At 62.0% G+C, this 26,813-nt stretch carries 22 protein-coding genes; 19 read left to right on the top strand and 3 right to left on the bottom strand.

Annotated elements, in window-relative coordinates; all coding sequences use genetic code 11:
* The 3 genes from AC6CDK_RS12340 to AC6CDK_RS12330 all read left to right on the top strand — a co-directional run.
* Positions 1 to 881 (top strand): HD domain-containing phosphohydrolase (locus AC6CDK_RS12340; protein ID WP_496639851.1); only part of this gene is annotated, 881 nt, incomplete at its 5' end.
* A 209-nt stretch (positions 882 to 1,090) separates the two neighbouring features.
* Positions 1,091 to 2,728 (top strand): ABC-F family ATP-binding cassette domain-containing protein, encoded by a 1,638-nt coding sequence (locus AC6CDK_RS12335; RefSeq protein WP_192905836.1) that lies wholly within the window; start codon positions 1,091 to 1,093, stop codon positions 2,726 to 2,728.
* Between the two features lie 29 nt (positions 2,729 to 2,757).
* Complete coding sequence (locus tag AC6CDK_RS12330) at positions 2,758 to 3,312, top strand: YaeQ family protein (RefSeq protein WP_039643941.1); 555 nt, start codon at positions 2,758 to 2,760, stop codon at positions 3,310 to 3,312.
* 92 nt (positions 3,313 to 3,404) lie between these two features.
* Here the strand turns inward: AC6CDK_RS12330 and AC6CDK_RS12325 are convergent, their stop codons facing one another.
* Both AC6CDK_RS12325 and AC6CDK_RS12320 read right to left on the bottom strand, forming a co-directional pair.
* Complete coding sequence (locus AC6CDK_RS12325; protein WP_066357269.1) at positions 3,405 to 4,295, bottom strand: phosphoribosylaminoimidazolesuccinocarboxamide synthase; 891 nt, start codon at positions 4,293 to 4,295, stop codon at positions 3,405 to 3,407.
* Positions 4,296 to 4,320: 25 nt separating this feature from the next.
* Positions 4,321 to 5,904 carry a peptidylprolyl isomerase gene (locus AC6CDK_RS12320; protein ID WP_039643945.1) on the bottom strand — a complete coding sequence of 528 codons (1,584 nt, stop codon included), beginning with the start codon at positions 5,902 to 5,904 and terminating at the stop codon, positions 4,321 to 4,323.
* 202 nt (positions 5,905 to 6,106) lie between these two features.
* Between AC6CDK_RS12320 and AC6CDK_RS12315 the strand changes: the two genes are divergently transcribed.
* The 12 genes from AC6CDK_RS12315 to rodA all read left to right on the top strand — a co-directional run bounded on the left by AC6CDK_RS12315 (position 6,107) and on the right by rodA (position 17,850).
* Positions 6,107 to 7,150 (top strand): rod shape-determining protein, encoded by a 1,044-nt coding sequence (locus tag AC6CDK_RS12315; RefSeq protein WP_039643947.1) that lies wholly within the window; start codon positions 6,107 to 6,109, stop codon positions 7,148 to 7,150.
* A 107-nt stretch (positions 7,151 to 7,257) separates the two neighbouring features.
* Positions 7,258 to 8,412 carry a glycosyltransferase family 2 protein gene (locus AC6CDK_RS12310; protein ID WP_039643948.1) on the top strand — a complete coding sequence of 385 codons (1,155 nt, stop codon included), beginning with the start codon at positions 7,258 to 7,260 and terminating at the stop codon, positions 8,410 to 8,412.
* Positions 8,409 to 8,978: a D-sedoheptulose 7-phosphate isomerase gene (locus tag AC6CDK_RS12305; protein ID WP_039643950.1), complete on the top strand. Its 570-nt coding sequence runs from the start codon at positions 8,409 to 8,411 to the stop codon at positions 8,976 to 8,978. The genes AC6CDK_RS12310 and AC6CDK_RS12305 overlap by 4 nt, the downstream gene beginning before the upstream one ends.
* Entirely contained in the window at positions 8,975 to 9,925 is a 951-nt protein-coding gene (locus AC6CDK_RS12300; RefSeq protein ID WP_192905835.1) for a GSU2086 family protein, read from the top strand. Before AC6CDK_RS12305 ends, AC6CDK_RS12300 begins: the two co-directional genes overlap by 4 nt.
* Positions 9,926 to 9,932: 7 nt before the next feature.
* Positions 9,933 to 11,405, top strand: coding sequence for a D-glycero-beta-D-manno-heptose-7-phosphate kinase (rfaE1, locus tag AC6CDK_RS12295; protein WP_192905834.1), 1,473 nt, complete (start codon positions 9,933 to 9,935; stop codon positions 11,403 to 11,405).
* 3 nt (positions 11,406 to 11,408) lie between these two features.
* Positions 11,409 to 11,984, top strand: coding sequence for a D-glycero-beta-D-manno-heptose 1,7-bisphosphate 7-phosphatase (gene gmhB, locus AC6CDK_RS12290; protein ID WP_039643955.1), 576 nt, complete (start codon positions 11,409 to 11,411; stop codon positions 11,982 to 11,984).
* A gap of 81 nt (positions 11,985 to 12,065) precedes the next feature.
* Positions 12,066 to 12,968, top strand: coding sequence for a glucose-1-phosphate thymidylyltransferase RfbA (gene rfbA / locus AC6CDK_RS12285; protein WP_039643957.1), 903 nt, complete (start codon positions 12,066 to 12,068; stop codon positions 12,966 to 12,968).
* Positions 12,958 to 13,446 carry a dTDP-4-dehydrorhamnose 3,5-epimerase family protein gene (locus tag AC6CDK_RS12280; protein ID WP_192905833.1) on the top strand — a complete coding sequence of 163 codons (489 nt, stop codon included), beginning with the start codon at positions 12,958 to 12,960 and terminating at the stop codon, positions 13,444 to 13,446. Before rfbA ends, AC6CDK_RS12280 begins: the two co-directional genes overlap by 11 nt.
* Positions 13,447 to 13,527: 81 nt before the next feature.
* Positions 13,528 to 14,352 carry a rod shape-determining protein MreC gene (gene mreC, locus AC6CDK_RS12275; protein WP_039643961.1) on the top strand — a complete coding sequence of 275 codons (825 nt, stop codon included), beginning with the start codon at positions 13,528 to 13,530 and terminating at the stop codon, positions 14,350 to 14,352.
* On the top strand, positions 14,345 to 14,830 hold the full coding sequence (mreD, locus tag AC6CDK_RS12270; protein WP_039643963.1) for a rod shape-determining protein MreD: 486 nt from the start codon (positions 14,345 to 14,347) through the stop codon (positions 14,828 to 14,830). Before mreC ends, mreD begins: the two co-directional genes overlap by 8 nt.
* Entirely contained in the window at positions 14,827 to 16,746 is a 1,920-nt protein-coding gene (gene mrdA, locus AC6CDK_RS12265; protein ID WP_039643965.1) for a penicillin-binding protein 2, read from the top strand. The genes mreD and mrdA overlap by 4 nt, the downstream gene beginning before the upstream one ends.
* 3 nt (positions 16,747 to 16,749) lie before the next feature.
* Positions 16,750 to 17,850: a rod shape-determining protein RodA gene (rodA, locus tag AC6CDK_RS12260; RefSeq protein WP_039643967.1), complete on the top strand. Its 1,101-nt coding sequence runs from the start codon at positions 16,750 to 16,752 to the stop codon at positions 17,848 to 17,850.
* Positions 17,851 to 17,865: 15 nt separating this feature from the next.
* Here the strand turns inward: rodA and AC6CDK_RS12255 are convergent, their stop codons facing one another.
* Positions 17,866 to 18,018, bottom strand: a complete 153-nt coding sequence (locus tag AC6CDK_RS12255) for a TFIIB-type zinc ribbon-containing protein (protein ID WP_052269396.1) — start codon at positions 18,016 to 18,018, stop codon at positions 17,866 to 17,868.
* A gap of 1,119 nt (positions 18,019 to 19,137) precedes the next feature.
* Here AC6CDK_RS12255 and AC6CDK_RS12250 point away from each other — a divergent pair.
* The 4 genes from AC6CDK_RS12250 to AC6CDK_RS12235 all read left to right on the top strand — a co-directional run.
* A complete protein-coding gene (locus AC6CDK_RS12250) occupies positions 19,138 to 20,556 on the top strand; it encodes an IPT/TIG domain-containing protein (RefSeq protein ID WP_039643969.1) in 1,419 nt (472 codons plus the stop codon).
* Between the two features lie 121 nt (positions 20,557 to 20,677).
* Positions 20,678 to 22,135, top strand: a complete 1,458-nt coding sequence (locus tag AC6CDK_RS12245) for a S8 family peptidase (protein ID WP_192905832.1) — start codon at positions 20,678 to 20,680, stop codon at positions 22,133 to 22,135.
* Positions 22,136 to 22,149: 14 nt separating this feature from the next.
* A complete protein-coding gene (locus tag AC6CDK_RS12240) occupies positions 22,150 to 23,115 on the top strand; it encodes a peptidylprolyl isomerase (RefSeq protein ID WP_039648171.1) in 966 nt (321 codons plus the stop codon).
* A gap of 54 nt (positions 23,116 to 23,169) precedes the next feature.
* Positions 23,170 to 26,813, top strand: a 3,644-nt coding sequence (locus tag AC6CDK_RS12235) for a putative Ig domain-containing protein (RefSeq protein WP_496639850.1), incomplete at its 3' end; no start/stop codon positions are given.

Here is a 26,813-nt window from a genome sequence, read left to right as displayed (position 1 = left end):
AGGCCCTGCCGCTCTTCGAACGGCATGAGATTGCGGTGGTCGTGGCGGATAACATGATGCCAGGCATGCGGGGCGTGCAGCTTTTCAGCCGCCTGAAAGACAGTGCCCCCCAGGCGGTAAAGATCCTGATGACGTCCTACGCCGACCTTCCCTCTGCCCTTGAGGCGATCAACCGCGGCGAGGTGTACCGGTTCGTGGTCAAGCCGTGGGATAACGATGAACTGGTGGCGATAGTGGAGCAGTCAGTGCACCGCTATCTGACCCTCTCCACCCTTGCCCGTGAGGACGAGGCGGTTATTCAGGGCCTGGCCCAGACCATCGAGTTGAAGGATCCCTACACCCGGGGTCACTGCGGCAGGGTTGCCTCCTACGCCCTGATGATTGCTGACGAACTGCGGCTTTCTCAGCAGATGCTCAAGGACATCCGCTACGGCAGTTGGCTCCACGACTGCGGCAAGATCGGGGTGCCCGAGACGATCCTCAACTTCGGCGGCCCCGTGGCGGCCCGCGAGTTCGACACCATCAAGAAGCACCCGGTCTGGGGGGCTGAGGTGGCCAGGCAGGCGCACTTGGCAACGACGGTCGTAGAGATCGTGCTTCATCACCATGAGCGCTTTGACGGGGACGGCTATCCCCAGGGGCTTGCCGGAGAGGCGATCCCCCTGGCGGCGCGGATCGTCGCCGTTGCCGATGTGTATGACGCGCTCACCACCGAACGGCCCTATCGTCGGGCCTACAGTTGGCAGAAGGGGATCGAAATCCTCCTGTCAATGAAGGGGAATGCACTTGATCCCGCACTTGTGGATTGCCTGGTGGACGCTCTCAAGAAAAGGAAATTGCTGCCGGACGATTGTGGGGGAGGAAACCGGAGCCACGGGTGAGTTCCCGGGAATAGGCCCGGTCCGGGTGCCGTCCATCGTTAGCGGGAACCCCGTGTCAGAGTTTGTGCCCGGCCGTCAGTGACGCGGCCTGGAGCGGCTGTCCGCGACCGGACCGCCGCTTCATGCGTCCTGCCGCACCTCAAAAAACAGTTGTCACCCCGTGCCGGTCGTGATAGGTGAAGCACTTCACTTTTCCGGCAGGAGCGGCAATGATCCATCTATCGAACATCACCAAACAACACGGCACCCAGCTTCTGTTCCGCGACGCCAGCTTTCAGATCCTCCCCGGCAGCCGCACCGGCCTGGTGGGCCCCAACGGCGCCGGCAAGACGACCATATTCCGGATCATCACCGGCGAGGAGGAGGTTGACGCCGGCGAGATCACCTGCGCCAAGCGGACCTCCATCGGTTATTTCTCGCAGGACGTGGGGGAAATGGCCGGTCGCACGGCCCTGGAGGAGGTCATGGCGGTCTCGGCCGATACCGTGCGCCTGGCGGCCGAGCTGAAGGCGATGGAAGCGGCCATGGCCGAGCCCATGGACGATGATGCCATGGCGGCCCTGCTGGAGCGGTACGGCACCGCCATGGAGGAGTTCGAGCACCGGGGCGGCTACGACCTGGACACCCGGGCGCGGACGATCCTGACCGGGCTCGGCATCGGCCCGGACCGCTACGACCACCCGGTGGAATCCTTCAGCGGCGGCTGGAAGATGCGCATCGCCCTGGCCGGCATCCTGACCCTGCAGCCCGATGTGCTGCTTCTGGACGAGCCCACCAACCACCTGGACGTGGAGTCGATCATCTGGCTGGAGGAGTGGCTGGCCGGGGAGTTCACGGGGGCACTGCTCATGACGAGCCACGACCGGGACTTCATGAACCGGATCGTGACGCGCATCATCGAAGTGGCGGACAAGACCGTCACCACCTACGGCGGCAACTACGATTTCTACGAGCGGGAGCGGGACATCCGTCGCGAGCAGCTGCTGGCCAGCCACAAGCGCCAGCAGGAGATGCTGGCCAAGGAAGAGGAGTTCATCGCCCGCTTCGCTGCCCGGGCCTCCCATGCGGCCCAGGTCCAGTCACGGGTGAAGAAGCTGGAAAAGATCGACCGGATCGAGATCCCGCCCGAGGAGCGGGTGATCCGGTTCGAGTTCAACGAGCCCCCCCGCAGCGGCGACGACGTGGCCGTGTTCAACGGGCTCGCCAAGAGCTGGAGCCTGCCGGGAGGCGGCGACAAATCGGTCTTCAGCGGCGTGTCCGGCGTGATCCGTCGCCAGAACAAGATCGCCGTGGTGGGGGTCAATGGTGCCGGCAAGTCCACCTTCCTCAAGGTTCTGGCCGGCCGGACCGAACCCACTGACGGCAGCATGGCCCTGGGCGCCAATGTGTCCCTGGGCTACTTCAGCCAGCACGCCATGGAACTGCTCGATCCGAAAAAGACCGTGTTCGAGACCGTGCAGGATGCCATGCCCCTGGCGACCATCGGCGTGATCCGCAATCTGCTGGGAGCCTTCCTTTTCTCGGGCGACGCGGTGGACAAGCGGATCGAGAACCTCTCCGGCGGCGAGAAGAGCAGGGTGGTGCTGGCCACGCTCCTGGCCCGGCCCCTCAATTTCCTGGTGCTGGACGAGCCCACCAACCACCTGGATATCCGTTCGCGGGAGATTCTGCTCGATGCACTGCAACACTTCACCGGCACCGTGGTGCTGGTGAGCCACGATCGCCACTTCCTCCGGCTGCTGGTGGACCGGGTGTTTGAGATCGACCACGGCGAAATGCGGATCTACGAAGGAAATTACGGCTACTATCTCGAAAAGTCGCAGCAGCTGCACCAGGCGGCCTGCTGAACTCGCCGGCCCCCAAGGAGCATCTTGCCATGGCCCTGCCGTCCACTGTTCATCGCGCCGTCATCCAGCTTTCGCACGTGGACCGCGGCATCTACGAAACCTTGCAGACCACCCTTGCCCGGCATCCGTCAGAGACGGCGGAGCGGGTAGTCTTGAGGCTGCTTGCCTTTGCCCTCTGGTACGAGCCTGAACTGACCTTCACCAAGGGGATCTGCGCCGGAGACGAGCCCGACCTGTGGTGCAAGGGGCCCGACGGCCGGGTGACGCTCTGGGTCGAGGTGGGAACGCCGGACCCGGAACGGCTGCTGAAAGCGTGCCGCCATGCGGAGCGGGTCGGTCTCCTGGCCTGCGGCCCGAACAGGTTCCGCTGGGATGCACAGTATCTTGCCCGATTCAACGCGGTTCCGAACCTGACCGTTCAGGGGATCGAGTATGCCGTGGTTGCCCAACTTGCAGCCGGCCTGGAACGGAACATCTCCTGGGAGCTGACCGTTACCGACGGCACTCTCTACCTGACAACGGGGGGAGAGACCCTGGAGGCCGTCCTGGAATCGCTGGCCGGTCCGGCCCCGGTCGCCGGCTGACTCTTCGTCCTCTTACATCCCGAGCCGGAAAACACGAAACCCCGACGCAACGGCCGGGGTTTCGTGTTTTTGATCTGGTGGAAGGGGTCGGGTTACTTGCCTTTTCCGGTGAGCCGCACCAGGGCTTCCATGTACTTCTCGCCGGTCTTGCGGATGATTTCCTCGGGCAGGGGCGGCGCCGGCGCGGTTTTGCCCCAGTCGAGGGTCTCCAGGTAGTCCCGCAGGAACTGCTTGTCAAAGGAGGGCTGGGCGCCGCCCGGCTTGTAGCTGTCCTTGGGCCAGAAGCGCGAGGAGTCCGGGGTCATGCACTCGTCGATGATGATCAGTTCGCCGTTGTAGATGCCGTACTCGAACTTGGTGTCGGCGATGATGATTCCTTTGGTGTCGGCGATGTCCCGGGCCCGCTTGTAGATGGCGATGGTGACGTCGCGGATCTTTTCGGCCAGTTCACGCCCGATCAGCTCCACGCACCTGTCAAAGGAGATGTTCTCGTCATGCTCCCCCAGTTCCGCCTTGGTGGAGGGGGTGAAGATGGGCTCCTCCAGCTTGTCGGACTCCACGAGGCCGGCCGGGAGCGTGATGCCGCAGATGGCGCCGGTGGCCTTGTAGTCCTTCCAGCCGGAGCCGGAGATGTAGCCGCGCACGATGCATTCCACCGGCAGGGGCTTGGCCTTCTTGACCAGCATGGACCGGCCTTCGAGCTGGGCCGCATACTTCTGGCACTCGGCCGGGAAGTCCTTCACGTCGGTGGAGATGATGTGGTTGGGGATGATGTCCTCCATCTGGCGGAACCAGAATGCGGAGATCTGGGTGAGGACGTACCCCTTGTCGGGAATCGCCTCGTTCATGATGACGTCGAAGGCCGAGATCCGGTCGGTGGTGACGATGAGCAGCGCGTCGCCCAGATCGTAAATGTCGCGTACCTTGCCGCGGCCGGCAAGTTTCAGGTCGGGGAAATCGGTCTTGAGCACCAGTTCTGCCATGGCTAGAATCTCCTCTTGTTAATGGTCAGATGTCCTTGAGGGCGGGGTTGATCTCGATCTTCGCCTTGCTCCGAAGCTCTTCGATCCACTTGCGGTATTCGTCGTCCTGCTTGCGCGGCAGGATCTCCTGCTTGATCTTCTCCTTTTGCGCAGCAAAGTTGGCGGCGTTCAGCTCGGTGCGTTCCTTGAGGCGGAAGGCAATCCAGCGGGCGCCCACCCGGATCGGCTCCTTGGGGGCCGGCGCCGCGGTGGTGAGCGTGAAGGCTGCTTCCATGAGTTCCGGCGAGGCGCCCACCGTGGGGACGCTGCCCTTGGCGTCGAAGGCGAAGGAGCCTGAATCCCGGAGCGTGAGCCCGGTCGAATCACCCTTGGCCAGCTTTGCCTGGGCCTCTTCGGCCTTCTTCTTCGCCAGATCCACGGCCTTCGCTGCCCTGGCCTTCTCTTCGACCTGGGCGCGAATCTGGGCCAGGGGCGGCACTTCGGCGGGCTTGCGCTCCTTGAGCTTGATCAGGTAGATTCCCTTTTTCGTTTCCACGGGGCCGCCCAGTTCGCCCTCCTTGAGGAGGAAGGCCCGGCGGATCAGCTCGGTTTCGCCGGCCAGGGCCGGTGCGGGCTGCTGGGCCGTGAACAGGGCGGTTTCTTCCGTCCTGGCGCCCAGGGCCCGGGCAACGGCGCCGATGTCGCCGGTTGCCTTGTTCTTGTTGACGGCGTCGGCGGCCAGTTCGTAGGCATGTTGACCGGCCTTGAAGCGCCGGGCGTCCTCCCGGACCTTCTCCTTGACCTCGGCCAGTGGGAGGATGCCCGCAGGTCCCTGGTAGCGGTCGATGTTCTTCTGGTACCAGGCCTGCATGTCGGCCTCGCTCACCTCAAGGCCGCCCACTTTCAGGGGGTCGACCATCACGTAGGTGATGCTGATTTTCTCCGGGGTCTTGAAGTCGTTCTGGTTTTGGGCGAGAAAGTCGGTGATCTCCTGGTCGGTGAGCTTGATCTCTCCCTTCACGTCGTCGGGGGAGAACGATACGTAGGAGAGCGCAAGCCGGTCGTTGCGCTTGCGGAAGAGCTCGTGGGCCTCGTCGTCGGTCACCGTAGCCCGGGACTTGATCTTGTCCTGGGCCTTCTTGATCATCAGCTCTTCCTTCTGGCTTTCCTCGAATTCCTTGGGAGCGATCCTGTTGGCCTTGAGGACCTGCACGTACTGGTTGAAGCTGAAGGCTCCGTTCACCTGGAACGAGGGCATGGCGGCAATGGCCTGCTGAACATCATCCTTGCTGACCTTGATTCCCATGTCCCGGGCGGCGTTGCGAACGAGCGCACCTTCGACGAGGGTGTCGAGGGCCTGTTTCTTGACGTTGAGCTGCTTTTCCAGTTCCGGGGTGAGGGCGGGACCGTAGAGCTGGACGTAGATGTCGCGCAACCGGTAGTAGGTCCGCTGGAAGTCCTCGTAGCTGATTGTGGTTCTGTCGACCTTGACGGCGTAGCTGGAGGGTGTCAGCTTGCCTTCTCCCTTGCCCCATACCAGGAAGATGGTACCGATGAAGGAGAGAACGATGACGCCGAAGACCACCTTGATGATGGGGGACTGCTTGTACTTCCTCATGATGCCGAGCATTGGCGGGGACTCCTTTGTGCCGGATGGATTCGGATGCGCCGTGGAAACGACGGGTCCGAATACTACTATAAGTACCCATGGGAACGCAACATGATTACACTATCCAGCGCTTTTCCCCCTTGCACGCGGGATGGGTTTCTGCTACGATTCAGCGCTTCAAAAACGTCATTCTCCTCTGCATGCGTGAAAGGATTCATAATCCATGCTCAAGATATTCGACAGCCTTTTCGGCCTCTTTTCCAATGACCTGGCAATCGACCTCGGCACCGCCAACACCCTCGTCTACTTGAAGGGGAAGGGGATCGTGGTGCGTGAGCCCTCCGTGGTGGCGGTTCAGAAGACCAACCTGGGCCAGCAGAAGGTGCTGGCAGTGGGGATGGAAGCCAAGAAGATGCTCGGCCGCACGCCGGGCAACATCACCGCCATCCGCCCCATGAAGGACGGCGTCATCGCCGATTTCGACATCACCGAGGAGATGCTCCGCTACTTCATCCACAAGGTACACAACCGCAAGACCCTGGTTCGCCCCCGGATCGTCATCTGCGTCCCCTCGGGGATCACCCAGGTGGAGAAGCGGGCCGTCAAGGAGTCGGCCGAGTCGGCCGGCGCCCGTGAGGTCTATCTGATCGAGGAGCCCATGGCGGCGTCCATCGGCGCCGGCCTCCCCATCACCGAGGCGAGCGGCAACATGATCGTAGACATCGGCGGCGGCACCACCGAGGTGGCTGTCATCTCCCTGGCGGGCATCGTGCTCACCAAGTCGGTGCGGGTCGGCGGTGACAAGATGGACGAGGCCATTGTCCAGTACATCAAGCGCAAGTACAACCTCCTCATTGGTGACCGCATGGCCGAGATCATCAAGATCGAGATCGGCGAGGCCTATGCCGCCGACGAGATGCGGACCATGGAGGTCAAGGGGCGGGACCTGGTGTCCGGCATTCCCAAAACCACCGAGATCAATTCCGACGAGATCCGCGAGGCCCTGTCAGAACCGGTCAACGCCATCGTTGACGCCGTCAAGATCTGCCTGGAGCGGACCCCGCCCGAACTTGCCGCGGATATCGTGGACCGGGGTATCTTCCTGGCCGGCGGCGGCGCCCTCCTGCGCAACCTGGACATGCTCCTGCGCGAAGAGACGGGGCTGCCGGTCTTCATCGCCGACGATCCCCTCTCCTGCGTGGTTCTCGGTTCCGGCAAGGTTCTCGACGAACTGAACCTGCTCCGCCGGGTCGCCGTCAGCTCCTGACCGGATTCCGTCACCGGAGCGCACTCACTTTGTCCGCGCGGCTGCACCTCACCCCGATGTGCGGCCGCGCCCTCATCCCCACTAGCCAGTCACACGGCAGCATTCCGATGGCATCCTTCACCGTCGACATACTCGTTCCCGTCTGGAACCGTCCCGTTGAGACGCGCACCTGTCTCGTGTCACTCGTGGAGTCCGCTCCGGAAGCCCGTCTCGTCCTGATCGACAACGGCAGCGACCGGGAAACCGAACGTCTCCTGGAAGAATTCGCCGAACGGCTCGGCGACCGGGCCCTGCTCATCAGGAACGACACCACCCGCGGCTTCGTGCCGGCGGTGAACCGCGGCCTGTCCCGGGCTGAAGCCCCCTTCGTGGTGATCGTGCGCAATACCACCGTTGTGGCGTCCGGCTGGCTCGAACCGCTGGTGGAACTGGCAACGGCACGGCCCGAAGCAGGCCTCGTGATTCCCCTCTTGGCCCAGGAAACCGGCACCCCCCGTCGCGGCAGGGTAAAGCCCGCCGCGACGGTGACCGAGATTTCCCACGGTTCCTTTGCAGCCATGCTGATCCGTCGGTCCCTGTTCGAGCGCTTGGGCGGCTTTGACGAAGAGCTGGACGGCGATCTCTGGTGTCTCAGGGATTACTCCCGCCGGGCCCTGGCCGGAGGGTGCCTGACCCTGGCCGCCGAAGGCGTGCCGGTGGTCTTCCGGGATGAGGTGTTGCTCGGCTCGCCCGCCCGGCGCCAGGAACTGGTCGGTGCCAGCGCCGCAAGGGTGGAAGCCCGCTGGGGCCGCGAGGCTTCGTTCCTCGTCTATTTCCCTGCCGACGCTGACCCGGAGGTCGTGCGCACCCGGTTCGGCGTGCTGCTACGGGCGGCCCGCATGGGGCATCGCGTTACCGTGGCCATCGGATGTAAGCTCAGGCGGGCGGTTTCTGCCGCAGGGCTCGGTTCCCTGCACCGCAGCATCGTCGTGGAAGAACTGCCGCGCTTTTTCGTCCCGTCCGCGCTCCGCAGGGTTGCGGAGCGGTACGCGGCAGAGGGGAGCGACCCTGTCTGCGTGGCGGGGATCGACGGCATCGATCTGCCGGGAGGGATGTCCTTCCGTCCCTTCGCCTGGTTCGAGGGGGAGGTAGGTGCCAGTGAAGAGGTGCTCTACCGGCGCGACGGGGAGGGAAATCCGGTGACAGCCCCGGCCGATTGCGTTACAGTAATGCTTTCCGAAGCAGCCCGTCAGGGGGATGAGCGGGAGGAGGTGGCCCAGTGATAGACGACATTACGGCACAGCTTCGCGCCGGCCGGCAGGTTCTGGAGGCGCTCGAACGGGAGCTGGCAGACCGCATCGCATCGTTCGCGAAACTCCTTGCCGACTCTCTGGCGGGAGGGCGCAAGCTCCTCGTCATGGGGAACGGCGGATCGGCCGCCGATGCCCAGCATTTCGCAGCGGAGATCGTCGGGCGCTTCAAGCTCGAGCGCCGGGGGCTGCCGGCCGTGGCGCTGACCACCGATACCTCCATCCTCACCGCCATCGGCAACGACTATGGCTTTGACGCCATATTCCGCCGCCAGGTGGAAGCCCTGGCCGATGAGGGGGATGTGGTGGTGGGGATCTCCACCAGCGGCAATTCCCGCAACGTTCAGGAAGCCCTGCTCCTGGCCCGGGAACGCGGCTGCCGCACCGTGGGGCTCCTGGGCCGGACCGGCGGTTCCATCCGCGATATCGTGGAACTGGATCTCACCGTGCCGAGCGCCGACACCCCCCGCATCCAGGAGGGGCACATCGCCATCATCCATATCGTCTGCGACCTGGTCGAAAAGAGGCTGTTCCCATGAAATACCGTCCCGTGGACCTTTCCGGAGTCACCACCTATCCCCTTGCCGAACGGAAGAACAAGGTGAGCATCCGGCGCGATTTCGCCGGACCGGTCACGCCGGGGATGAGTGTGGCGGATCTGCTCCGGTCCCTGCCGAACCAACTGGGGGCAGAGGCCCTCACGGGGGTCATCGGCGCCGTGGTCTCGGCCCGGGAGAAGGGAAAGCCGGTTATCCTGGCCATGGGAGCCCACGTCATCAAATGCGGTCTCCAACCGGTCCTGAAGACGCTGGTGGAAGCCGATGTCATCACCGCGGTTGCCCTGAACGGCGCCGGGTCCATCCATGACTACGAGTTGTCGCTCATCGGCGAGACGAGCGAGGATGTGGGGGCGGTTCTCCACTGCGGCACCTTCGGCATGGCCGAGGAGACCGGCAGCCACATCAACCGGGCCCTCAGGGATGGTGTCGCCCGGGGCCTGGGCTACGGCGAGTCCGTGGGACGGTTCATAATCGAGAACAATAATCCCTACCGCACGTCGAGCCTCCTGGCCACCTGCGTGGAGCGCGATATCCCGGTGACGGTCCACGTGGCGGTCGGCACCGACATCATCCACCAGCACCCCGAGGCGGACGGCGCGGTCATCGGCGAGGCCACCTTCAGGGATTTCCGGTTGCTCACCTCGGTGGTGGCCGATTTGGGGGACGGCGGCGTCTACCTGAACGTGGGAAGCGCGGTGCTTCTGCCCGAGGTCTTCCTCAAGGCTCTCTCCATCGCCCAGAATCTGGGTCACCACGTGGATCACTTCTCCACCGCCAATTTCGACATGCAGCAGCACTACCGGCCCCTCCAGAACGTGGTGAAGCGCCCCACGTCGGGCAAGGGGCGGGGCTACACCATCACCGGCCACCACGAGATCATGATCCCGCTCCTGGCGGCGGGCATTCTGGACCGGATACGGGGGTAGGGGAGCCATGGAGCGCAAGAGCGTCGAATCTCTCTTTGCCCATGCCGGGACGATCAACGCCCTGGTCATCGGCGACCTGATGCTGGACCAGTACCTGTGGGGCAAGGCCGAGCGGATTTCCCCGGAAGCGCCGGTTCAGGTGGTGGACGTGACCCGGGAGGAGATCCGGATCGGCGGGGCCGGCAACGTGGCCAACAACCTGGTGGCCCTCGGCTGCCGGGTGAGCGTGGCGAGCGTGGTGGGGGGGGACGAGAACGGCACCATTCTCCTCCATGCCTTTTCCGGCAAGGGGATCGACGTGACCGGCATTGTGGAGGACCCGTCGCGCACCACCAGCCGAAAGACCCGCGTTCTCGCTGCCAACCAGCAGATCGTCCGGATCGACCGGGAATCACGGGACGAGATCGGGCCGGACAACGAACAGCGCATCATCGATTACCTGAACGCCCACGGCGGCCGTTTCAACGTGATCCTTGTGTCGGACTACCTCAAGGGGGTTTTAACCCCGACGCTCCTGGCCGAGGTGATCACCTATGCCCGCAGGCGCGAAATCCCCGTGGTGGTTGACCCCAAGGGGAGCGACTACACGAAATACCGGGGCGCCACGGTCCTGACCCCCAACCGGAAGGAGGCGGAAACGGCCTCCGGCATCGCCATCCGCGACGAGGAGAGCCTCTGCCGGGCCGGCGAGCGCCTTCTGGAGACGGCCGACCTGACCGCGCTGGTCATCACCCGGAGCGAAGAGGGGATGTCGCTCTTCCTGCGGGGCGGCCAGGTGGTGCATATCCCCACCTATGCCCGCGAGGTGTTCGACGTGACCGGCGCCGGCGATACCGTGCTGGCCGTGCTCGGCATGGCCCTGGCCGGGGGGGTCGGTTTCGCCGACGGGGCCCGTCTGGCCAATGTGGCGGCCGGCGTGGCAGTGGGAAAGGTGGGCACGTCCACGGTATCCCCTGCCGAGATTGTCGGATCCGTGGGGTTCCAGCACGGGGAGGGAGACGCCAAGGTCAAGAACTTGGATGCCCTCGCCGTGATCATCGCGGCGGAAAAGGCGCGGGGCAAACAGGTGGTGTTCACCAACGGCTGCTTCGACCTCCTGCACGTGGGGCACGTCAAGTATCTCCAGAAAGCCCGCGGCTTCGGCGACCTGCTCGTCCTGGGACTCAACAGCGATGCCTCCATCCGGCGGCTCAAGGGTGAAAAACGTCCCCTGATCGGCCAGGAGGAGCGGGCCCACATCCTTGCGGCCCTGGACTGCGTCGATTATGTGGTTGTCTTCGATGAAGACACGCCGCTCACCCTGATCGAGACTCTCAGGCCGGCGGTGCTGGTCAAAGGGGGCGACTACACCCTCGACGGGGTAGTGGGGCGCGAGGTGGTCGAGTCCTATGGCGGCCGGGTGGAGCTGGTGGCGTTCGTGGACGGCCGCTCCACAACGAACATCATCGAGAAGATCCTGAAAGCCTACGGCGAGGAGTGACCGGTGACGGGTGGCAGGCGCGCCGTTTTCCTCGACCGGGACGGCACCATCAACGTTGAAAAGGGCTATGTCCACCAGGCCCATGAATTCGAGTTCATCCCCGGCGCCCCCGAGGCGATCCGGCTCCTCAACGGGGCCGGTTTTCTCGTGGTGGTGGTGACCAACCAGTCGGGGGTTGCCCGCGGATACTACGACGAGGAGGCGGTGCACCGGCTCCACCGTTTCATGGATGCCGAACTGGCCAGGGATGGCGCCTTCGTCGACGCCTACTACCTCTGCCCCCACCATCCCCACCACGGGGTGGGACCCTATCGCATCGAGTGCTCCTGCCGCAAGCCCCTGCCGGGGATGCTGACCGGCGCCGCTCGGGACATGGGCATCGATCTGGCCCGCTCGTACCTGATAGGCGACAAGGTGTCCGACGTGGAAGCCGGGCTCGCCGCGGGCTGCACCTCCCTGCTCGTCCTCACCGGGTACGGCGACGGCGAGGTGCCCCGGGTTCCCGACGGTGTCCTGGCCTGCGCCGACATCCTCGCCGCGGTCCGCCGGATCATTGACCTGGAGGGAGATAGCGTTTGACGCTATTTTGCCCGCTGTGCTATAACCGCTGATTTAAAGAGATGTTTTCGGTGTCGAGGACACCGAGGTCCAGGAGAGTCCATGGCCATTTCCAAGGGAATCATACTTGCCGGCGGAGCCGGCAGCCGTCTCTATCCCCTGACGCTCGTCGCCAGCAAGCAGCTCCAGCCGGTCTACGACAAGCCCATGATCTACTATCCCCTTGCCACGCTCATGATGGCGGGGATCAAAGACATCCTGATCATCTCTACCCCCCACGATACCCCCCGCTTCCAGTCGCTCCTGGGAGACGGTTCCCGGTGGGGGATAACCCTTACCTACAAGGTGCAGCCCGAACCCAGGGGAATCGCCCAGGCGTTCCTCGTGGGCGAGGATTTCATTGCCGGCGACCCGGTCTGCCTGATCCTGGGAGACAACATCTTTTACGGCAAGATGGGGCTCGACCGCCTGGTGCGGGATTTCACGACGGGCGCCTGGATCTTCGGGTACTACGTGAACGACCCCGAACGCTACGGCGTGGTACAGTTCGACGGCCACGGCAAGGCGGTCGGCATCGAGGAAAAGCCCGCCCATCCCAGGAGCAACTATGCCGTCCCCGGCCTCTATCTCTACGACGGCCGGGTGGTGGAGATCGCCCGAAACCTGGCGCCGTCTCCTCGCGGGGAGCTGGAGATCACCGACGTGAACCTGGAATACCTGCGGCGGGACGAGCTCATGGTGGAAAGACTCGGGCGCGGCATTGCCTGGCTCGATACCGGAACCCACCAGAGCCTGCTGGAGGCATCCCACTTCATCGGCACCCTGGAGGCGCGCCAGGGATTGAAAATCGCCTGCCTGGAGGAGATCGCCCTGCGCATGGGGTTCATCGACTGCCGCCGGATGGCCGAGATTATCGCCGAGACTCCCACGTCGTCCTACCGGGACTACCTGACCCGTATCTACAATGAAACCGAACTGTGCGGAGGTGCCATTCATGAGCGTTAGTCCCGAGTTCACCCGTGGCAGGATCCACGACGTGGTGGTGAAGCCCCTTGCCAAATTCCTGGACGAACGGGGCTGGCTCGCAGAGTTGTTCCGCAGCGACGAGACCGATACCGAGACCATGCCGGTCATGGCCTACGTCTCCATGACCCGACCCGGCATTGCCCGGGGCCCCCACGAGCATGTGGACCAGACCGACTGGTTCTGTTTCATCGGTCCGTCCAATTTCAAGGTCTATCTCTGGGACGCCCGGCCCGGTTCGCCGACCCACGGCGTGAAACAAACACTGTTCGCCGGGGTCGATGCGCCCGTGGCCGTCATCGTGCCGCCGGGCATCGTCCATGCCTACAAGAATGTCGGCAGCGGTGACGGCATCGTGTTCAACGCGCCCAACAGACTGTATGCAGGAGAGGGCAAGGCCTCGCCGGTGGATGAGATCCGGCACGAGGACGTGGCAGAGTCTCCCTTTATCCTGGACTGACAAGAGGCAGGATTTACGCTGACCAGGGGGAGGCACTGCCTCCCTTGCGCTTTTGTACCCTGACGTCCGCCGCGAGTATTCATGCTGGAGCTGATCAGAAAATATCGAGTCTATATCGTGGCGGCCGTGGCCCTGCTGGCCGCGCTCACCTTCTACTCCCTGAACCTGCGCCAGAAGGAACAGGCCAACCTGTTCGAGCGGGTGGTCATCGACCTGTTCGCCCCCGTCCATAACCTGGGCTCGCGGGTCAGCACGTTTCTGGGAAGCGTCTGGAGCGATTACGTCAATCTGGTCGATGTCCGCCGCGAAAACAAGGAGTTGCGCGAATCGGTCAAGATCCTGAACGGCCGGATCATGGAAAACCGCGAGGCAATCCATGAAAACGGCCGCTTGCGGCAACTCCTCGGCCTGAAGGGAACGGTCGGACTCCCCTCGGTGGCCGCCCAGGTCATCGGCGAAGACAACGCTCCCTGGTTCAAGACGCTGGTCATCAACCGGGGCGCCGTGGACGGCCTTGCGGAAGGAATGCCGGTGGTCGCCGCCAATGGTGTGGTCGGCCAGTTGGTCAAGGTTGCCGCTGGCAGTTCCCGGGTGCTGCTGCTCACGGACCATGCCAGCGGCATTGCCGCCGTGGTGCAGCGCTCCCGCGCCCGCGGAGTGGTCAAGGGGCAGGGGGGAGGGCTCTGCAGCCTTGAATTTTCCCTTCGGGAAGAGGATGTGAAAGTCGGCGACGTGGTGGTCAGTTCCGGCATGGGGGGGATTTTCCCCAAGGGGCTGGTGATCGGTGAGGTCACCATGGTGAAGAAGGGGGAGTACGGAATCTTTCAGAACATCAACATACGCCCTGCCGTCAATATCGCCCGGCTCGAGGAAGTCCTCGTGCTGATCCCCCGGAACAATGATTAAGCTCGTTTGGTACGCCATTCTCGTCTTTGCCGCGATCGTCCTGCACGTGTCCGTGATCCCGGCGCACATCGCCGATCCCTTCAAGCCGAACCTGCTCATCCTGTTCGTGGTGTTCATGGGGTTGCGGGAAGGGCCCGCCTGGGGAGTGCTCGCCTTTGTCCTCGGCCTCCTGCAGGACTCGTTCAGCGGGCTCTACCTGGGACTCAACGCTTTTTCCTACCTGGTCATTTTCCTGTTGTTCAGCCTTGCGGCCGGGCGCCTCTATACTGACCGCCGCTCGCTCATGATCATCGGCACCTTCTCGGCAACCATGGTCAGCGGCCTGATCAGCCTGCTCCTGCTGCTCCTTTTTTCCTCTTCCCACGGCATTTATTCCTCGCTGCTCGAAGGGCTGGTTCCCCAGAGCCTCGTGAACGCCCTTGCCGCCTCCATCGTCTTCACTTTCACACCCTTTGCGCGGATGGGTGACATTCGATGAACGGGCAGCGCTTCATACGCGACACCCAGGAGCCGAAGCGCCAGTTGGTCGTGCTGCTCATCGCAGTGGGGGTGTTTTTCTTCATCCTCGTCACGCGGCTCTGGTACCTCCAGATCGTCAAGGCCGAGGATTTTCAGAGCCTTTCCGAAAACAACCGGCTGCGCCTCGTGCCCGTTGCAGCGTCCCGAGGGACAATATTCGACCGCAACGGCGCGGTCCTGGTGAGCAACCGGCCTTCCTTCAGCGTTGCCGTCATCCCCCAGGAAGTCCGGGATCGCGACTGGCTGATCGAGCAACTGGTGGCACTGCTGGGCGCCGACAGGAGTGAGCTCCTCAAAAAGTGGGAAAAGGGGAAGGGGCGCGCCCGCTACTATCCCATTGTCCTCGCATCGGGGATAACCCGCGACCAGTTGGAGTTTCTGGAGGAAAAACGGCTCTGGCTCCCCGGTATCGAGATCGAGATGAAACCGGTGCGTCAGTATGAGAACGGCACGCTGGCGGCTCACCTGCTGGGCTACATCGGTGAAATTTCGGATGAAGAGCTGAAAAACCCGGCCTTTGTCGGCTACAATTCAGGCGACTACCTGGGCAAGAGCGGGATTGAACGCAGTTGGGAAGAGGTCCTCCATGGCCACGACGGCGGCCGGCAGATCGAAGTGGACGCCCGGGGGCGGATCCTGCGGACAATAGCTGAAACGCCCCCGACCGTGGGGTCGAGCCTGGTTCTGACCATTGACGCCCAACTCCAGAAGCGGGCCGAGCAAGCCTTTGGCGCCCAGGCGGGAGCTGCGGTAGTGATGGAAGTAAATACCGGGGAAATTCTGGCGTTCGTCAGCAATCCCGAGTTCGATCCATCGCTGTTCGCCGGCAGGATGCCCCCTGAAATCTGGAAGCAATACCTGGAAGACAAGCGCCATCCCCTGGAGAACAAGGCCTTGAAGGGGCAGTATCCGCCGGGATCGACCTACAAGATCATTACCGCTCTGGCGGGGCTGGAAGAGGGGATCATCGACGATCACACCACGGTTACGTGCAAGGGATCCTATACGCTTGGGAACGACACGTTCCGCTGCTGGGACAAAAAGGGCCACGGAGCGGTCGACTTGAGGCGTGCCCTTCGCGAGTCGTGCGACGTCTACTTCTATGTCCTTGGCGAGAAGCTCGGCATCGACCGGCTTTCAGCCTACGCGCAAAAGTTTGCCCTTGGCGCCCCCATGGGGATTGGCCTGGACAATGAAAAGGGAGGGCTCATTCCCACCTCAGCCTGGAAGCTCCAGCGGCACAAGACCAAGTGGTTCCAGGGGGATACGTTGAGCGCGGCCATTGGCCAGGGCTATGTCCTCATGACCCCCATCCAACTGGCGTCCATGACTGCTGCCATTGCCACGGACGGTGTCGTGTACCGGCCCCGGCTGGTAAAGCGGATCATCGACCGCGACGGAAAGGTCCTCAGGGAGTTCCAGCCCGAGATCATCACCAGGGCCGATGTCTCGCCGCGCTCGATCAGGTCAGTCAAGGAAGGGCTGTGGGCGGTGGTGAACGAGAGGGGCGGCACCGGAGGCATGGCACGAATCCCGGATGTCCGGGTCGCCGGCAAGACGGGAACCTCGCAGGTCGTCAAGCTGAGGGATACGCGCGGATATATCCCCTACCAGTATCGCGACCATGCCCTGTTCGTGGCCTATGCTCCCTATGAACACCCCGAAGTGGCGGTTGCGGTGGTGGTCGAGCACGGCGAGCACGGAGGCTCGGCGGCGGCACCCATTGCCGGCAGTATCCTGCGAGCCTACTTTGAAGGAAAGGGAGTCATTCACCGGCCGGCCAAGGATGGGAAGGGTGCCGCTGCCGGGGATGGCGGAGCCGGTGACGAGGTGCCATCCGACGAAGGGGGACAGCCCCGAGAGGCTCAGGAATAGACCATGATCGACCGACGGCTCATAACCAATTTCGACTGGATGCTGCTGGGGCTCGTGCTGCTGATCTGCGCGGTGGGCGTGGTGAACATCTACAGTGCCTCGTCGTCGTACGTTCTGTCGGGCACTCCTTACTATCTCAAGCAGATGTCCTGGATCATGGTCGGCCTCGCCATCATGCTGCTGGTCTGCAGTATCGACTATCACCTGCTGGAGGACGTTGCCTACTGGTTCTACGGCATCCTGTTCCTGCTTCTGCTGGTGGTTCTGGTCTTCGGCAGGACTTCGATGGGGGCCACGCGCTGGCTTCACCTGGGCTTCATCAGTATTCAGCCATCTGAACCCATGAAAATCATAGGGATCATCACCATGGCCCGCATCCTGGCCAATGTTCCACTGTCCGGCGGTCTGGGGCTTCGGGAGCTGGCATGGCCCGCCTTCATGATCGGCGCGCCCGCCATCCTCATCATGAAGCAGCCCGACCTGGGCACGGCGATTCTTGTCATTCTCATTGCGGGATCCATGCTCGCGTTTGTCGGTATCCGCCTTTCCGCGCTGGCTGCCGTATGCGCCGCCGCCGTACCGGCTGTCTGGCTCGGCTGGCATTACTATCTCAGGGATTATCAGAAAAACAGGGTTCTCAACTTTCTGGACCCGGAGAGGGACCCCCTGGGTACGGGATATCACATCATTCAGAGCAAGATTGCCGTGGGATCGGGTGGCCTGTTCGGCAAGGGGTTTCTTCAGGGGACCCAGAGCCAGCTCCGCTTCCTGCCGGAGCAGCACACGGACTTCGCATTTTCCGTTTTTGCCGAGGAATGGGGATTCGTGGGGAGCCTGGTGGTTCTGCTGCTGTACGTGGTGCTCATCCTGTGGGGGCTCCAGATCGCACGGCGCTGCAACGACCGCTTCGGCAGCCTCGTGGCTGTGGGCGTAACGGCCATGCTGTTCTGGCACATCATCATCAACATCGGCATGGTAATCGGCCTTTTCCCCGTGGTCGGGGTGCCGTTGCCTCTGTTTTCCTACGGCGGCACATCCTTGATCACGTCAATGACGGGTATAGGCATTCTCATGAACATAAGCATGCGGCGCTTCATGTTCTAGGAGAAGGCACCCCCCTTACGCAACCTTCTTGTTGAGCAGAACAATCCCTTCCAGTTCCTGAATCCAGATTGCCCCGCAGGTAGTGCACTCCAGCAGGTTATCGGCATAGCCGTCCGAATGCATATCAATGGTGATTCCCGTGCGATCGTTGCAGATTGGGCATTTCATGGCTCATTTCTCCTTTACCGTGCGTCCTTTTTCTTAACTATAGAAGAGTTCAGTCGGGCAAACAAGGGTAAAGATGAACGTAAAACCCGCTAAAACAATAGTTTACGCTCACTGGAGGTCCCAAGCCGTACACCGTCATTATACGGCCTCGCTCAAGAGGTATGAGGCATGGATATGGAGGATATCTGTATTTAGCCGAAATTATTAACTATTTGAGGGTAAAACAGAAGTATGTATCCGGGGCCGGCAGTTGACCCGGTTTCCGCGTTGGGACCCGTTGTTGTTATGAAAAAAATATCTAGAGCGGTTTTCAAACTGAAGTTAGGAAAATAGCGCACATGGTGCGGGCTCACCCTGGCGCGATCCGTTGCACTGCCCCGTGTGTCTTCCAGCACATCAAGAATTTCGGCGCGGCGCTTGCAATTTTGAGAGGTCATTAACGTTGATGGCCGGTTGTATTATTGATATATAAATATGTTAATTAATTGCAACACTGTGTATTTCCGGTGTTTCATGTGCAAGCGGTAATGGATTTGCTCGAAATGCCACCTTCGGATAGATAGTCATTTCACGGGTGCGACCGTTAATTGACGTGAAATTGACTAGTGTGATTCGGTGTGGCTGCTGATGATTGTGATGCGTCGCATGCTAGATATAATGAAAATAGCATTGTAGTGGCGACCGGCATAAGAGAATGTCAAATTATTGTTCACGGATAAACCGTATTTTGTGTTGCTAATTTGTTGCTGAACGTTAAAATGCACCTTTAAAAGTGTGTTGACAAATAACTCTGAATAGATACAGTACACTGTTGTGTGTGTTGCTTAATGTGTGCGGTTTTTAATGTTGAGAGTGTGCACACCCCGGGACACGCCAAGGCACCATTCGGGACCATTAAGGCCCGAGCATCGCCGGACGGAGAGGCGCGCGGGGCTGGCGGGCGCTATGCATCCGCGCTGCTGCCGTTGTCCGATGCAGCTTTTTTTAAATTGCATTGTAATTAGTCTGAGTGAGGGGTTATGACGTATCGAAAGGAGGTGGCACGAAGGAAAGAATAAGTCATTCGCTTTGATTGTAATGTTTCATCATGGAGTCTTCACAAGAAAGGAGCAGAAAGGAATGAAAAAAAAGGTACTGATGAGCGTATCGCTCGCAGCCGTTGTTTTGACCGGCGCAATGGTGGGTGCAGCAGTTCCGCCCCCGCCGGCAAACCAGTTCCTGGGGATTTACGATACGAAATTTCCCAACTTGACCAAAGCCGACTGCCTTGAGTGCCACGTCAGTGACACGGTGCTCGTTCAGCAGCACCACGCCCTGATCAATACGGTCACGCCGCCGGCAAGCTGCATCAATACTTCCGGCACGGTTCCTCCGACCCTTGCCACCGGCTGCCACGTCATGGTTTCCGATGGTTCGGGCGGTTTCACCTTCCAGGATTTCAGAAACTGCTTCAACTGTCATACCCAGTCCCCGCACCACACCTCTGCCGCTGCCGTTGCCAAGGACTGCAAGTTCTGCCACGGCAACTTCATCGACAATCCGCTTGACGGCCACTACATCCCGACCTACGGCGCAAGCTCTGTCACACCGTTGCCGGACGGCAGGACCGTACCCGCTCCGGATGGCGGCACTGCTATCGTCCAGGGCTGCGAGGCGTGCCACCAGGCCGCACCCAACGCCATCGATCCGAAGACCAATACGGTCCGCCCGATCTTCAGCAACCAGGATACGCACCACGGCACCGGCATCACGGACTGCAACCTCTGCCACAATACGTCCTCCAACGTACCGATCCGCCAGTGCGAGGTCTGCCACGGCGTGAACTCGCTCCACAACATCCAGAAGGACAGCCCCAACGCCGCCAACCTCGGTACGGTCAAGCCGGGCCTGGAAGACCGTGGCTGGGGCCACATCGGGAATAACTGGGACTGCCAGGGATGTCACTGGTCCTGGTTCGGTAACTCGTCCCCGTTCACCGACGCCACCGTGCCCGCCATTAACGGCCAGAGCAGCTACACGGTTACCGCTGGCAAAGAAGCCGTCCTGACCATTGTTGGCTCCAGCTTCGTTAACGTCGGACCCGACGGCGTCACCACCTACCAGCCCACCGTCACGCTTGTCAGTGGCAGCACGAACCTTACGCTCACTCCCTTCTCGGTCACCGAAAGCGAGGTAAAGGTGTCCGTTCCTGCCCTGGTGGAAGGTGTCTACGAGCTCCGCATTGCCAAGGCAAACAAGGTCAGCAATCTTGCCAAGCTGACCGTCACGCCGGCGCGGATCATTGCCTCCGCAACCCTTGCGGCAGGCAAGACCCTTACCATTACCGGCACCGGTTTCGGACCGGCACCGAGCACCGAGTATGATGCCGGTATCGGAGTGTACGCCGGAACTACCGAGGCCTCCATCATCTCCTGGAGCGACACCAAGGTAGTTGCCACCAGCCCGGACTTTGCGACCAACGGCTACGTAACCGTGAAAACCATTAACGGTGCGCTCTCCGGCAAAATCCTGGCGGCTCCGAAGAAAGTCAAGCGGTAATACCTTTTTGACCAACGGGGCAGGGGATTCGTTCCCCTGCCCCCCATTTTCTCCCCAGACACAGCTTATATGCATTCGCGATGCGATTTGTCATCGTCGAACGTGAAGGGATACGTGTGCCATGAGGTATCTGCTCGCCGTTACGGCCCTTTTTGCCCTGCTGCTTCCCCAGGATGGCGCTTTTGCCGCTGACAGGAAGGTCATTATAGGGTTTCGCTCTGCAGTGGGGAAAAAAGACGTTCGCCACAAAGAGAAAGTCTATCGCCACGGTGGCCGCGTCAAAAGGACGCACTCTGCGGTAAACGCCATATCGGCAACCCTGTCCGAGGAAGAGATCGAACGCCTGAAAAAAGATCCCGACGTTGCCTACGTGGAGTCGGACTTCGTGTTTTCTTCCATCGAACCGGTCGTGGTTGCATCCGGGGAGTACGCTGCAACGTGGGGTGTGCAGCACATCGGCGCCGACCAGGTTGCGGAGGCCGGGATCACCGGCGCGCGGGTCCGAGTGGCAGTGCTCGATACGGGCATTGATTACACGCATCCCGAACTGAGGGACAACTACAAAGGCGGGTACAATTTTGTAGCTGACAACAACGATCCCATGGACGACGCATACTCTCTCAGCCATGGCACCCACGTGGCCGGGATCATCGCCGCCCGCAACAACGGCACCGGTGTGGTCGGCGTCGCCCCCGCAGCGGAGCTCTATGCCGTCAAGGTGCTTGACGGCGGCCTGGGCGGGAAACTGAGCGACATCATCGCCGGCATCGAGTGGGCCATCGAGAACCGGATGCAGGTCGTCAACATGAGTTTCGGCAACATGGAGTTCTCCCAGGCGCTCAAGGATGCCTGCGATCTGGCCTATCGATCGGGAATCGTGCTGGTGGCTTCGGCCGGCAACTTCTCGCCGGGAGTCGTACTCTATCCAGCCGCCTTCGATTCGGTCGTGGCCGTCTCCGCCACCTACCAGGACGACACGCTTGGAACGTTTTCCAGTTACGGCCCCCAGGTCGAATTGGCCGCGCCGGGGCACAATATCTATTCCACGGCGATCGGCGGCGGCTACCGCACCAATTTCGGCACATCGCAGGCCGCACCCCATGTCACCGGTGCGGCGGTGCTTCTCATCTCGGCCGGTATCACCGACACCAACGGCAACCGCTCCGTTGCCGACGAGGTCAGGCAACGGCTTGCGGCAGCCGCCCGGGACCTGGGTGAACCGGGCAGGGACATCTACTATGGTTACGGCCTCGTTGACGTAGCCAAGGCCGTTCTTTACCCGCCGAGCATCGAGACGGTGGTCACCACGCCGCGGGGGAAACGGTGTGCATCGGTTACAACCCTTGATCTCACGAACTCGACCTATCGGCTGGACATTACGGGGGCGACGCTGCAGGCGCTTGAAGTCCGCGTTGGAAGCGCCGACGGTCCTCTTGTGAACTTCATCCGCTTTCGGCGTGGGACGGAAGGGGCGGCATCGTTCAGCTATACGGCATCCGGCACTGTCAGGCTGGTGCTGATCCCCCACGGAAAACCGGGAACATCGGCGCGGGTGACGGCCGTTCCGGAGCAACTGTGAGTCGGGCGGGCACCATGAAGACGGTGCGCAATCTCATCATTGCCGTCCTGTGCGCACTGGGAAGTGTTCCGTCCGCGCCCGGCGCCGGAATTGCCGCCGCTCCCGTTGACAGAGCCGCTGCGGCCGTTGTGAACGGCACCGTCATCTTCCAGGACGAACTCGACCAGTTCGTCGAATTTTCCCTGAGCCACCGCAGGGGAGCCGGGCGCAAGGTTACCGACGAACAGAAGAAGAGAGTCGAACGCCAGGAGCTCGATAAGCTTATCGCCATGGAGTTGCTGGCCCAGGCGGGTGAAAAGCTGAATCCTGCCGATCTGTCCCAAAAGATTCAGGCCCGCCGGCAAGCCATCGGCTCGAGCGTGCCACGGGACGGGAGCGTGGCGGCGCCACCCGAGAACAGACTTGACAACACCGCTCGCCGCGACGTTCTTGTGGACGCCTACCTGGCCTCGCGCGGCATCGATGCGATCAAGGTTCCCGAAGCCGATCTCAGGGCCTATTACGAAAAGAACAAGGCCGGTTTTAAAAAGCCCGAGACGATCGTTGTCCAGCATATCCTGGTGAAGGTCGACAAAGGAGCCTCTCCGGAGACTCAGGCGCAGGCCCGGAAAAAGATCGAAGGCATTCGCGACCGGATTGGCGCCGGCGCCGATTTTGCCGTTCTTGCCAGCGAGGGCTCCGACTGCGCCAGCGCCGCCACGGGCGGAGACCTGGGAGAAATCCAGCGTGGCTTCATGCCGAGTGAGTTCGACCAGGTCGCCTTTTCCCTCAAACCGGGTGAGACGAGCGGTATCGTCAAGACGCGCCACGGGTTTCACATCATCAGGGTGATGGAACGGCATCCCGAAACGGTCAGGACCTTCGAAGAGATGCGGGATTTCATCGAGCAGTATCTGGCAAAGGATTACCAGCGCAGGAAGGTTGAAGAAATCGTTGAAGAACTGAAGCGCGCGGCAACGATAGATATTCGTATTCAATGACGTTATGACGCAGCCTTTCCAGTCGGGAACTGCAAGTACGAGGAGCGTGTGGAAATGAAGAATCTAGCAAGTGTGTGCAGGTCGGTCGTGGCGGCTGTGCTGGTAGGGCTCGGCATTGCCTCCGGCGCCGTGGAGGCCGCCGACTGGACTCTGTCCAGCAAGAATTCAACGGTGAATTTCGAAGATGCCTCCACCTATGGGGTATACGGCTGGACGATCGACGGCAAGCAGATAGTGAGCCAGTTGGGCTTCTACTGCCGTGTCGGGACCTCCGGGCCCGAGTATCCGCTGATATCCAATGACGTTGACGCCGAAGGCATGTTCACCGTCGCGCGCCCGGCGAACCAGGCGGACCCTACGGCGCTTGCCCTTGTCTATACCGCCCTGGACGGCACCTATTCCGTTGAAGTCGCCTACCGCCTTACGGGCGGCGCGACGGGCACCAAAAGATCCACCCTGAAACGGGCCGTCACGATCAACAACCACCGCGGCTCTCCTCTCGACTTCCATTTCTATGCCTACTCCGATTACGACCTGAGCCTTCCCTTCAGCAACGACAACGTGGCCATCGTGGGGAAAAGGGCCTTCCAGTCCGGCTTCACGAGTTCCAGCGACAAGAACGGCAACGGCTACAGCGTGGTTCAGTCGTCAACCCTTCCGCCCAGCAGATACGGCGTCGACATGACTCAGTTCATCGGCCTCCTCGCCAATGGCTCCACTCCTTACAATCTCGACAATTTCGGCGGCCCGTACACCAATACCAATGCGGACGTTCAGTTCGCGCTCCAGTGGGACTTGGCGATCCCCGCGAACGGCTCCGTCTCCTTCGAGATTGCCGACGAGGCGTACCCCTCGAAGCCCCTGTTCCTTGCCAAGACCCATCCCGGCCAGTGCGCGGCATACGCGCAGCCGCTCACCTACACCTATACCTACGACAACACGGCCAATACCATCGATCTGCACAACCTTCTGATTTCAGACAAGCTACCCGCCGGCATTGACTTTGTCTCCGCAACCAACGGGGGAGAGTACAAGGCGGACACGCGGGAGATTGTCTGGAGTTTGCCCCTGCTTGCCAAAGGCGCCGGGCAGCAGACGTTCCAGGCAACGGTCCTGTACAATTCGCCCCGTGACATCGCGGCAAACACGGCCAACAACCTGACCATGGGATTGAGCGATGAAACCTATCCCCGCCATGTGCAGGATACGATCGCGCTCTGCAACCATCCGCCGCAGATTTCCTCAGTGCCCGCAACCGTTGCGTCCGCGTCCGCCCTTTACACGTACCAGGTGCGCGCCTCCGACGCCGATGCCGGCACGGTACTGACCTACTCCTTTGACGCCGCGCCGTCGGGCATGTCAATCAGCTCGGCCGGCCTTGTCCAGTGGACCCCCACGAACAGCCAGACCGGAACTTTCCCGGTAACCGTGCGGGTGAGCGACGGTCAGCTCGTCGCTACCCAGAGCTTCTCGATCGCCGTGGCTCCGGCCAACAGGCCGCCGGTCATTGCATCGAGTCCCGTGACAGCCGCCGTTGTGGGGCAGTTCTACTCCTACACCGTCTCCGCCACGGACCCGGACGGGGACACGCTCTACTACAGCATCAGCGCGCCCACGGGCAAAACGCTTCCCACCGGCATGGCAATGGGCATGACCACCGGCACCCTCACCTGGACACCCTCAAGCTCGACACCGGCCAACTGGGATGTCATCGTGGCGGTGACTGATACGAAGTTCAACAGGACAACCCAGAGCTTCACCATTACGGTCACTGACGGCAAGGTCAACCAAGCTCCGGTGATCGCTTCCTCGCCGGTGACGAGCGCCACGGAAGGAGCCCTGTACAGTTATCAAGTGGTGGCGAGCGATCCCAACGGCGACTCCCTCACCTATGCACTCACCACTGCGCCCTCGGGCATGTCGATTGCCGCGAACGGCACCATCTCCTGGACTCCTCTCGCATCCCAGGCCGGCGCACATACGGTTGTCGTAACGGTAAGCGACGGGGCGCTCTCCGCCACCCAGACCTTTACGGTAACGGTAACGAAGCTCAATCGTGCGCCGAGCATCACGTCAACTGCCGTCACCTCGGTAAGCGAGGGGGCCGCGTACGGATACGCCGTCTCTGCCAGCGACCCGGACGGCGACGCTCTTACCTACAGTCTGACAGCATCCCCCCCGGGCATGACGATCTCGCCGGCCGGGCTCATCTCTTGGAATCCTGGTTATACCGATGCCGGCAGCTATACTGTGACGGTAAAGGTGAGCGATCCGGCTGGCCTCTTTGCCACTCAGACCTACACGCTGCTGGTGACCGACACGAACAGGGCTCCGGTGGTAACAATGCCGGCTGACCAGTCTACCCCCGAGGGGACGGCGGTCAATCTCCAGATCCAGGCGTCCGATGCGGACAACAACACCCTTGCCTACAGTGCCACGGGACTTCCTCCGGGGCTTAGCATCAATTCATCTTCCGGAGTCATCACCGGCACCCTGGGTTACACGGCTGCCGGCATCTACTCTGTAAGAGTTATGGTTGGTGATGGGATAACCAGCAGCAGCGTGAGTTTTTCCTGGACCGTGACCGACGTGAACCGTGCGCCGGGTGTCATCGCTCCGGCGAACCGCACGAATGTTGAAGGGACGGTCGTCAACCTTACCGTCGCCGCCACCGACCCTGATGGTGACGCTCTTACCTACAGCGCCACGGGCCTGCCTGCGGGCCTTGCCATCAACGCTTCTACGGGTGCCATTACCGGAACCATTGACTACAGCGCCGCCGCCGGCAGCCCCTACACCGTCACCGTCACCGCCACTGACCCCTCCAACGCCAAAGGAAGCGCAAGTTTTACCTGGACCGTGACGGCCTATGTCAAGCAGACCCCGAGCATCAGTTGGGCGACGCCTGGTGCCATCACCTACGGGACAGCCCTGGGCGGCACCCAGCTCAACGCCACGGCGAGCGTGCCCGGCACCTTCGTGTACACCCCTGCCGCCGGCACTGTCCTCAACGCCGGGACCCGGACCCTGTCGGTGGTTTTCACCCCGAGCGACCCGAACGCATACACCAGCGCCAGCGCCACCGTCAGCCTGACGGTTGACAAGGCCGTTGCCTCCGTATCCCTCACCGGCCTGAGCGCCACCTATGACGGCACGCCAAAGGTCGTTGCCGCCAGCACGACCCCGCCGGGCCTCGGCATCAACCTCACCTATGCCGGGGGCAGCGGCGCGCCGACAGCCGCCGGGAGCTACCCCGTCGTCGCCACGGTCACCGATGCCAACTACAGCGGCAGCGCCACGGGAACACTCGCAATCGCCCGTGCCGTTCCCGCCATCAACTGGGCCGAGCCGGCAGCGGTCTATGCGGGCACGACCCTCGGGTCGAGCCAGCTCAACGCCACTGCCGACGTAGCAGGCAGCTTCAGCTACAATCCCGCAGCCGGCACCGTTCTCTCCACCGCGGGCCCGGTCACCCTGACGGCCACCTTCACGCCCGCCGATGCCGTCAACTACACCACGGCCACCAAGAGCGTGAGCATCATCGTCAACACCAAGCAGACCCCGAGCATCAGTTGGGCGACGCCTGGTGCCATCACCTACGGGACAGCCCTGGGCGGCACCCAGCTCAACGCCACGGCGAGCGTGCCCGGCACCTTCGTGTACACCCCTGCCGCCGGCACTGTCCTCAACGCCGGGAC

It is taken from the genome of Geobacter sp. PheSNFMC, assembly GCF_059620965.1.
Note: the sequence above shows the minus strand (reverse complement) of the source record. Positions and strands in the feature narration are given on the sequence as shown.

Bases quoted from the DNA above. Each gene is read 5' to 3' on its own strand.
- AC6CDK_RS12335 (WP_192905836.1), top strand. From the start codon at position 1,091: ATGATCCATCTATCGAACATCACCAAACAACACGGCACCCAGCTTCTG.
- AC6CDK_RS12330 (WP_039643941.1), top strand. From the start codon at position 2,758: ATGGCCCTGCCGTCCACTGTTCATCGCGCCGTCATCCAGCTTTCGCAC.
- AC6CDK_RS12325 (WP_066357269.1), bottom strand. From the start codon at position 4,295: ATGGCAGAACTGGTGCTCAAGACCGATTTCCCCGACCTGAAACTTGCC.
- AC6CDK_RS12320 (WP_039643945.1), bottom strand. From the start codon at position 5,904: ATGCTCGGCATCATGAGGAAGTACAAGCAGTCCCCCATCATCAAGGTG.
- AC6CDK_RS12315 (WP_039643947.1), top strand. From the start codon at position 6,107: ATGCTCAAGATATTCGACAGCCTTTTCGGCCTCTTTTCCAATGACCTG.
- AC6CDK_RS12310 (WP_039643948.1), top strand. From the start codon at position 7,258: ATGGCATCCTTCACCGTCGACATACTCGTTCCCGTCTGGAACCGTCCC.
- AC6CDK_RS12300 (WP_192905835.1), top strand. From the start codon at position 8,975: ATGAAATACCGTCCCGTGGACCTTTCCGGAGTCACCACCTATCCCCTT.
- rfaE1 (WP_192905834.1), top strand. From the start codon at position 9,933: ATGGAGCGCAAGAGCGTCGAATCTCTCTTTGCCCATGCCGGGACGATC.
- rfbA (WP_039643957.1), top strand. From the start codon at position 12,066: ATGGCCATTTCCAAGGGAATCATACTTGCCGGCGGAGCCGGCAGCCGT.
- AC6CDK_RS12280 (WP_192905833.1), top strand. From the start codon at position 12,958: ATGAGCGTTAGTCCCGAGTTCACCCGTGGCAGGATCCACGACGTGGTG.
- mreC (WP_039643961.1), top strand. From the start codon at position 13,528: ATGCTGGAGCTGATCAGAAAATATCGAGTCTATATCGTGGCGGCCGTG.
- mreD (WP_039643963.1), top strand. From the start codon at position 14,345: ATGATTAAGCTCGTTTGGTACGCCATTCTCGTCTTTGCCGCGATCGTC.
- mrdA (WP_039643965.1), top strand. From the start codon at position 14,827: ATGAACGGGCAGCGCTTCATACGCGACACCCAGGAGCCGAAGCGCCAG.
- rodA (WP_039643967.1), top strand. From the start codon at position 16,750: ATGATCGACCGACGGCTCATAACCAATTTCGACTGGATGCTGCTGGGG.
- AC6CDK_RS12255 (WP_052269396.1), bottom strand. From the start codon at position 18,018: ATGAAATGCCCAATCTGCAACGATCGCACGGGAATCACCATTGATATG.
- AC6CDK_RS12250 (WP_039643969.1), top strand. From the start codon at position 19,138: ATGAAAAAAAAGGTACTGATGAGCGTATCGCTCGCAGCCGTTGTTTTG.
- AC6CDK_RS12245 (WP_192905832.1), top strand. From the start codon at position 20,678: ATGAGGTATCTGCTCGCCGTTACGGCCCTTTTTGCCCTGCTGCTTCCC.
- AC6CDK_RS12240 (WP_039648171.1), top strand. From the start codon at position 22,150: ATGAAGACGGTGCGCAATCTCATCATTGCCGTCCTGTGCGCACTGGGA.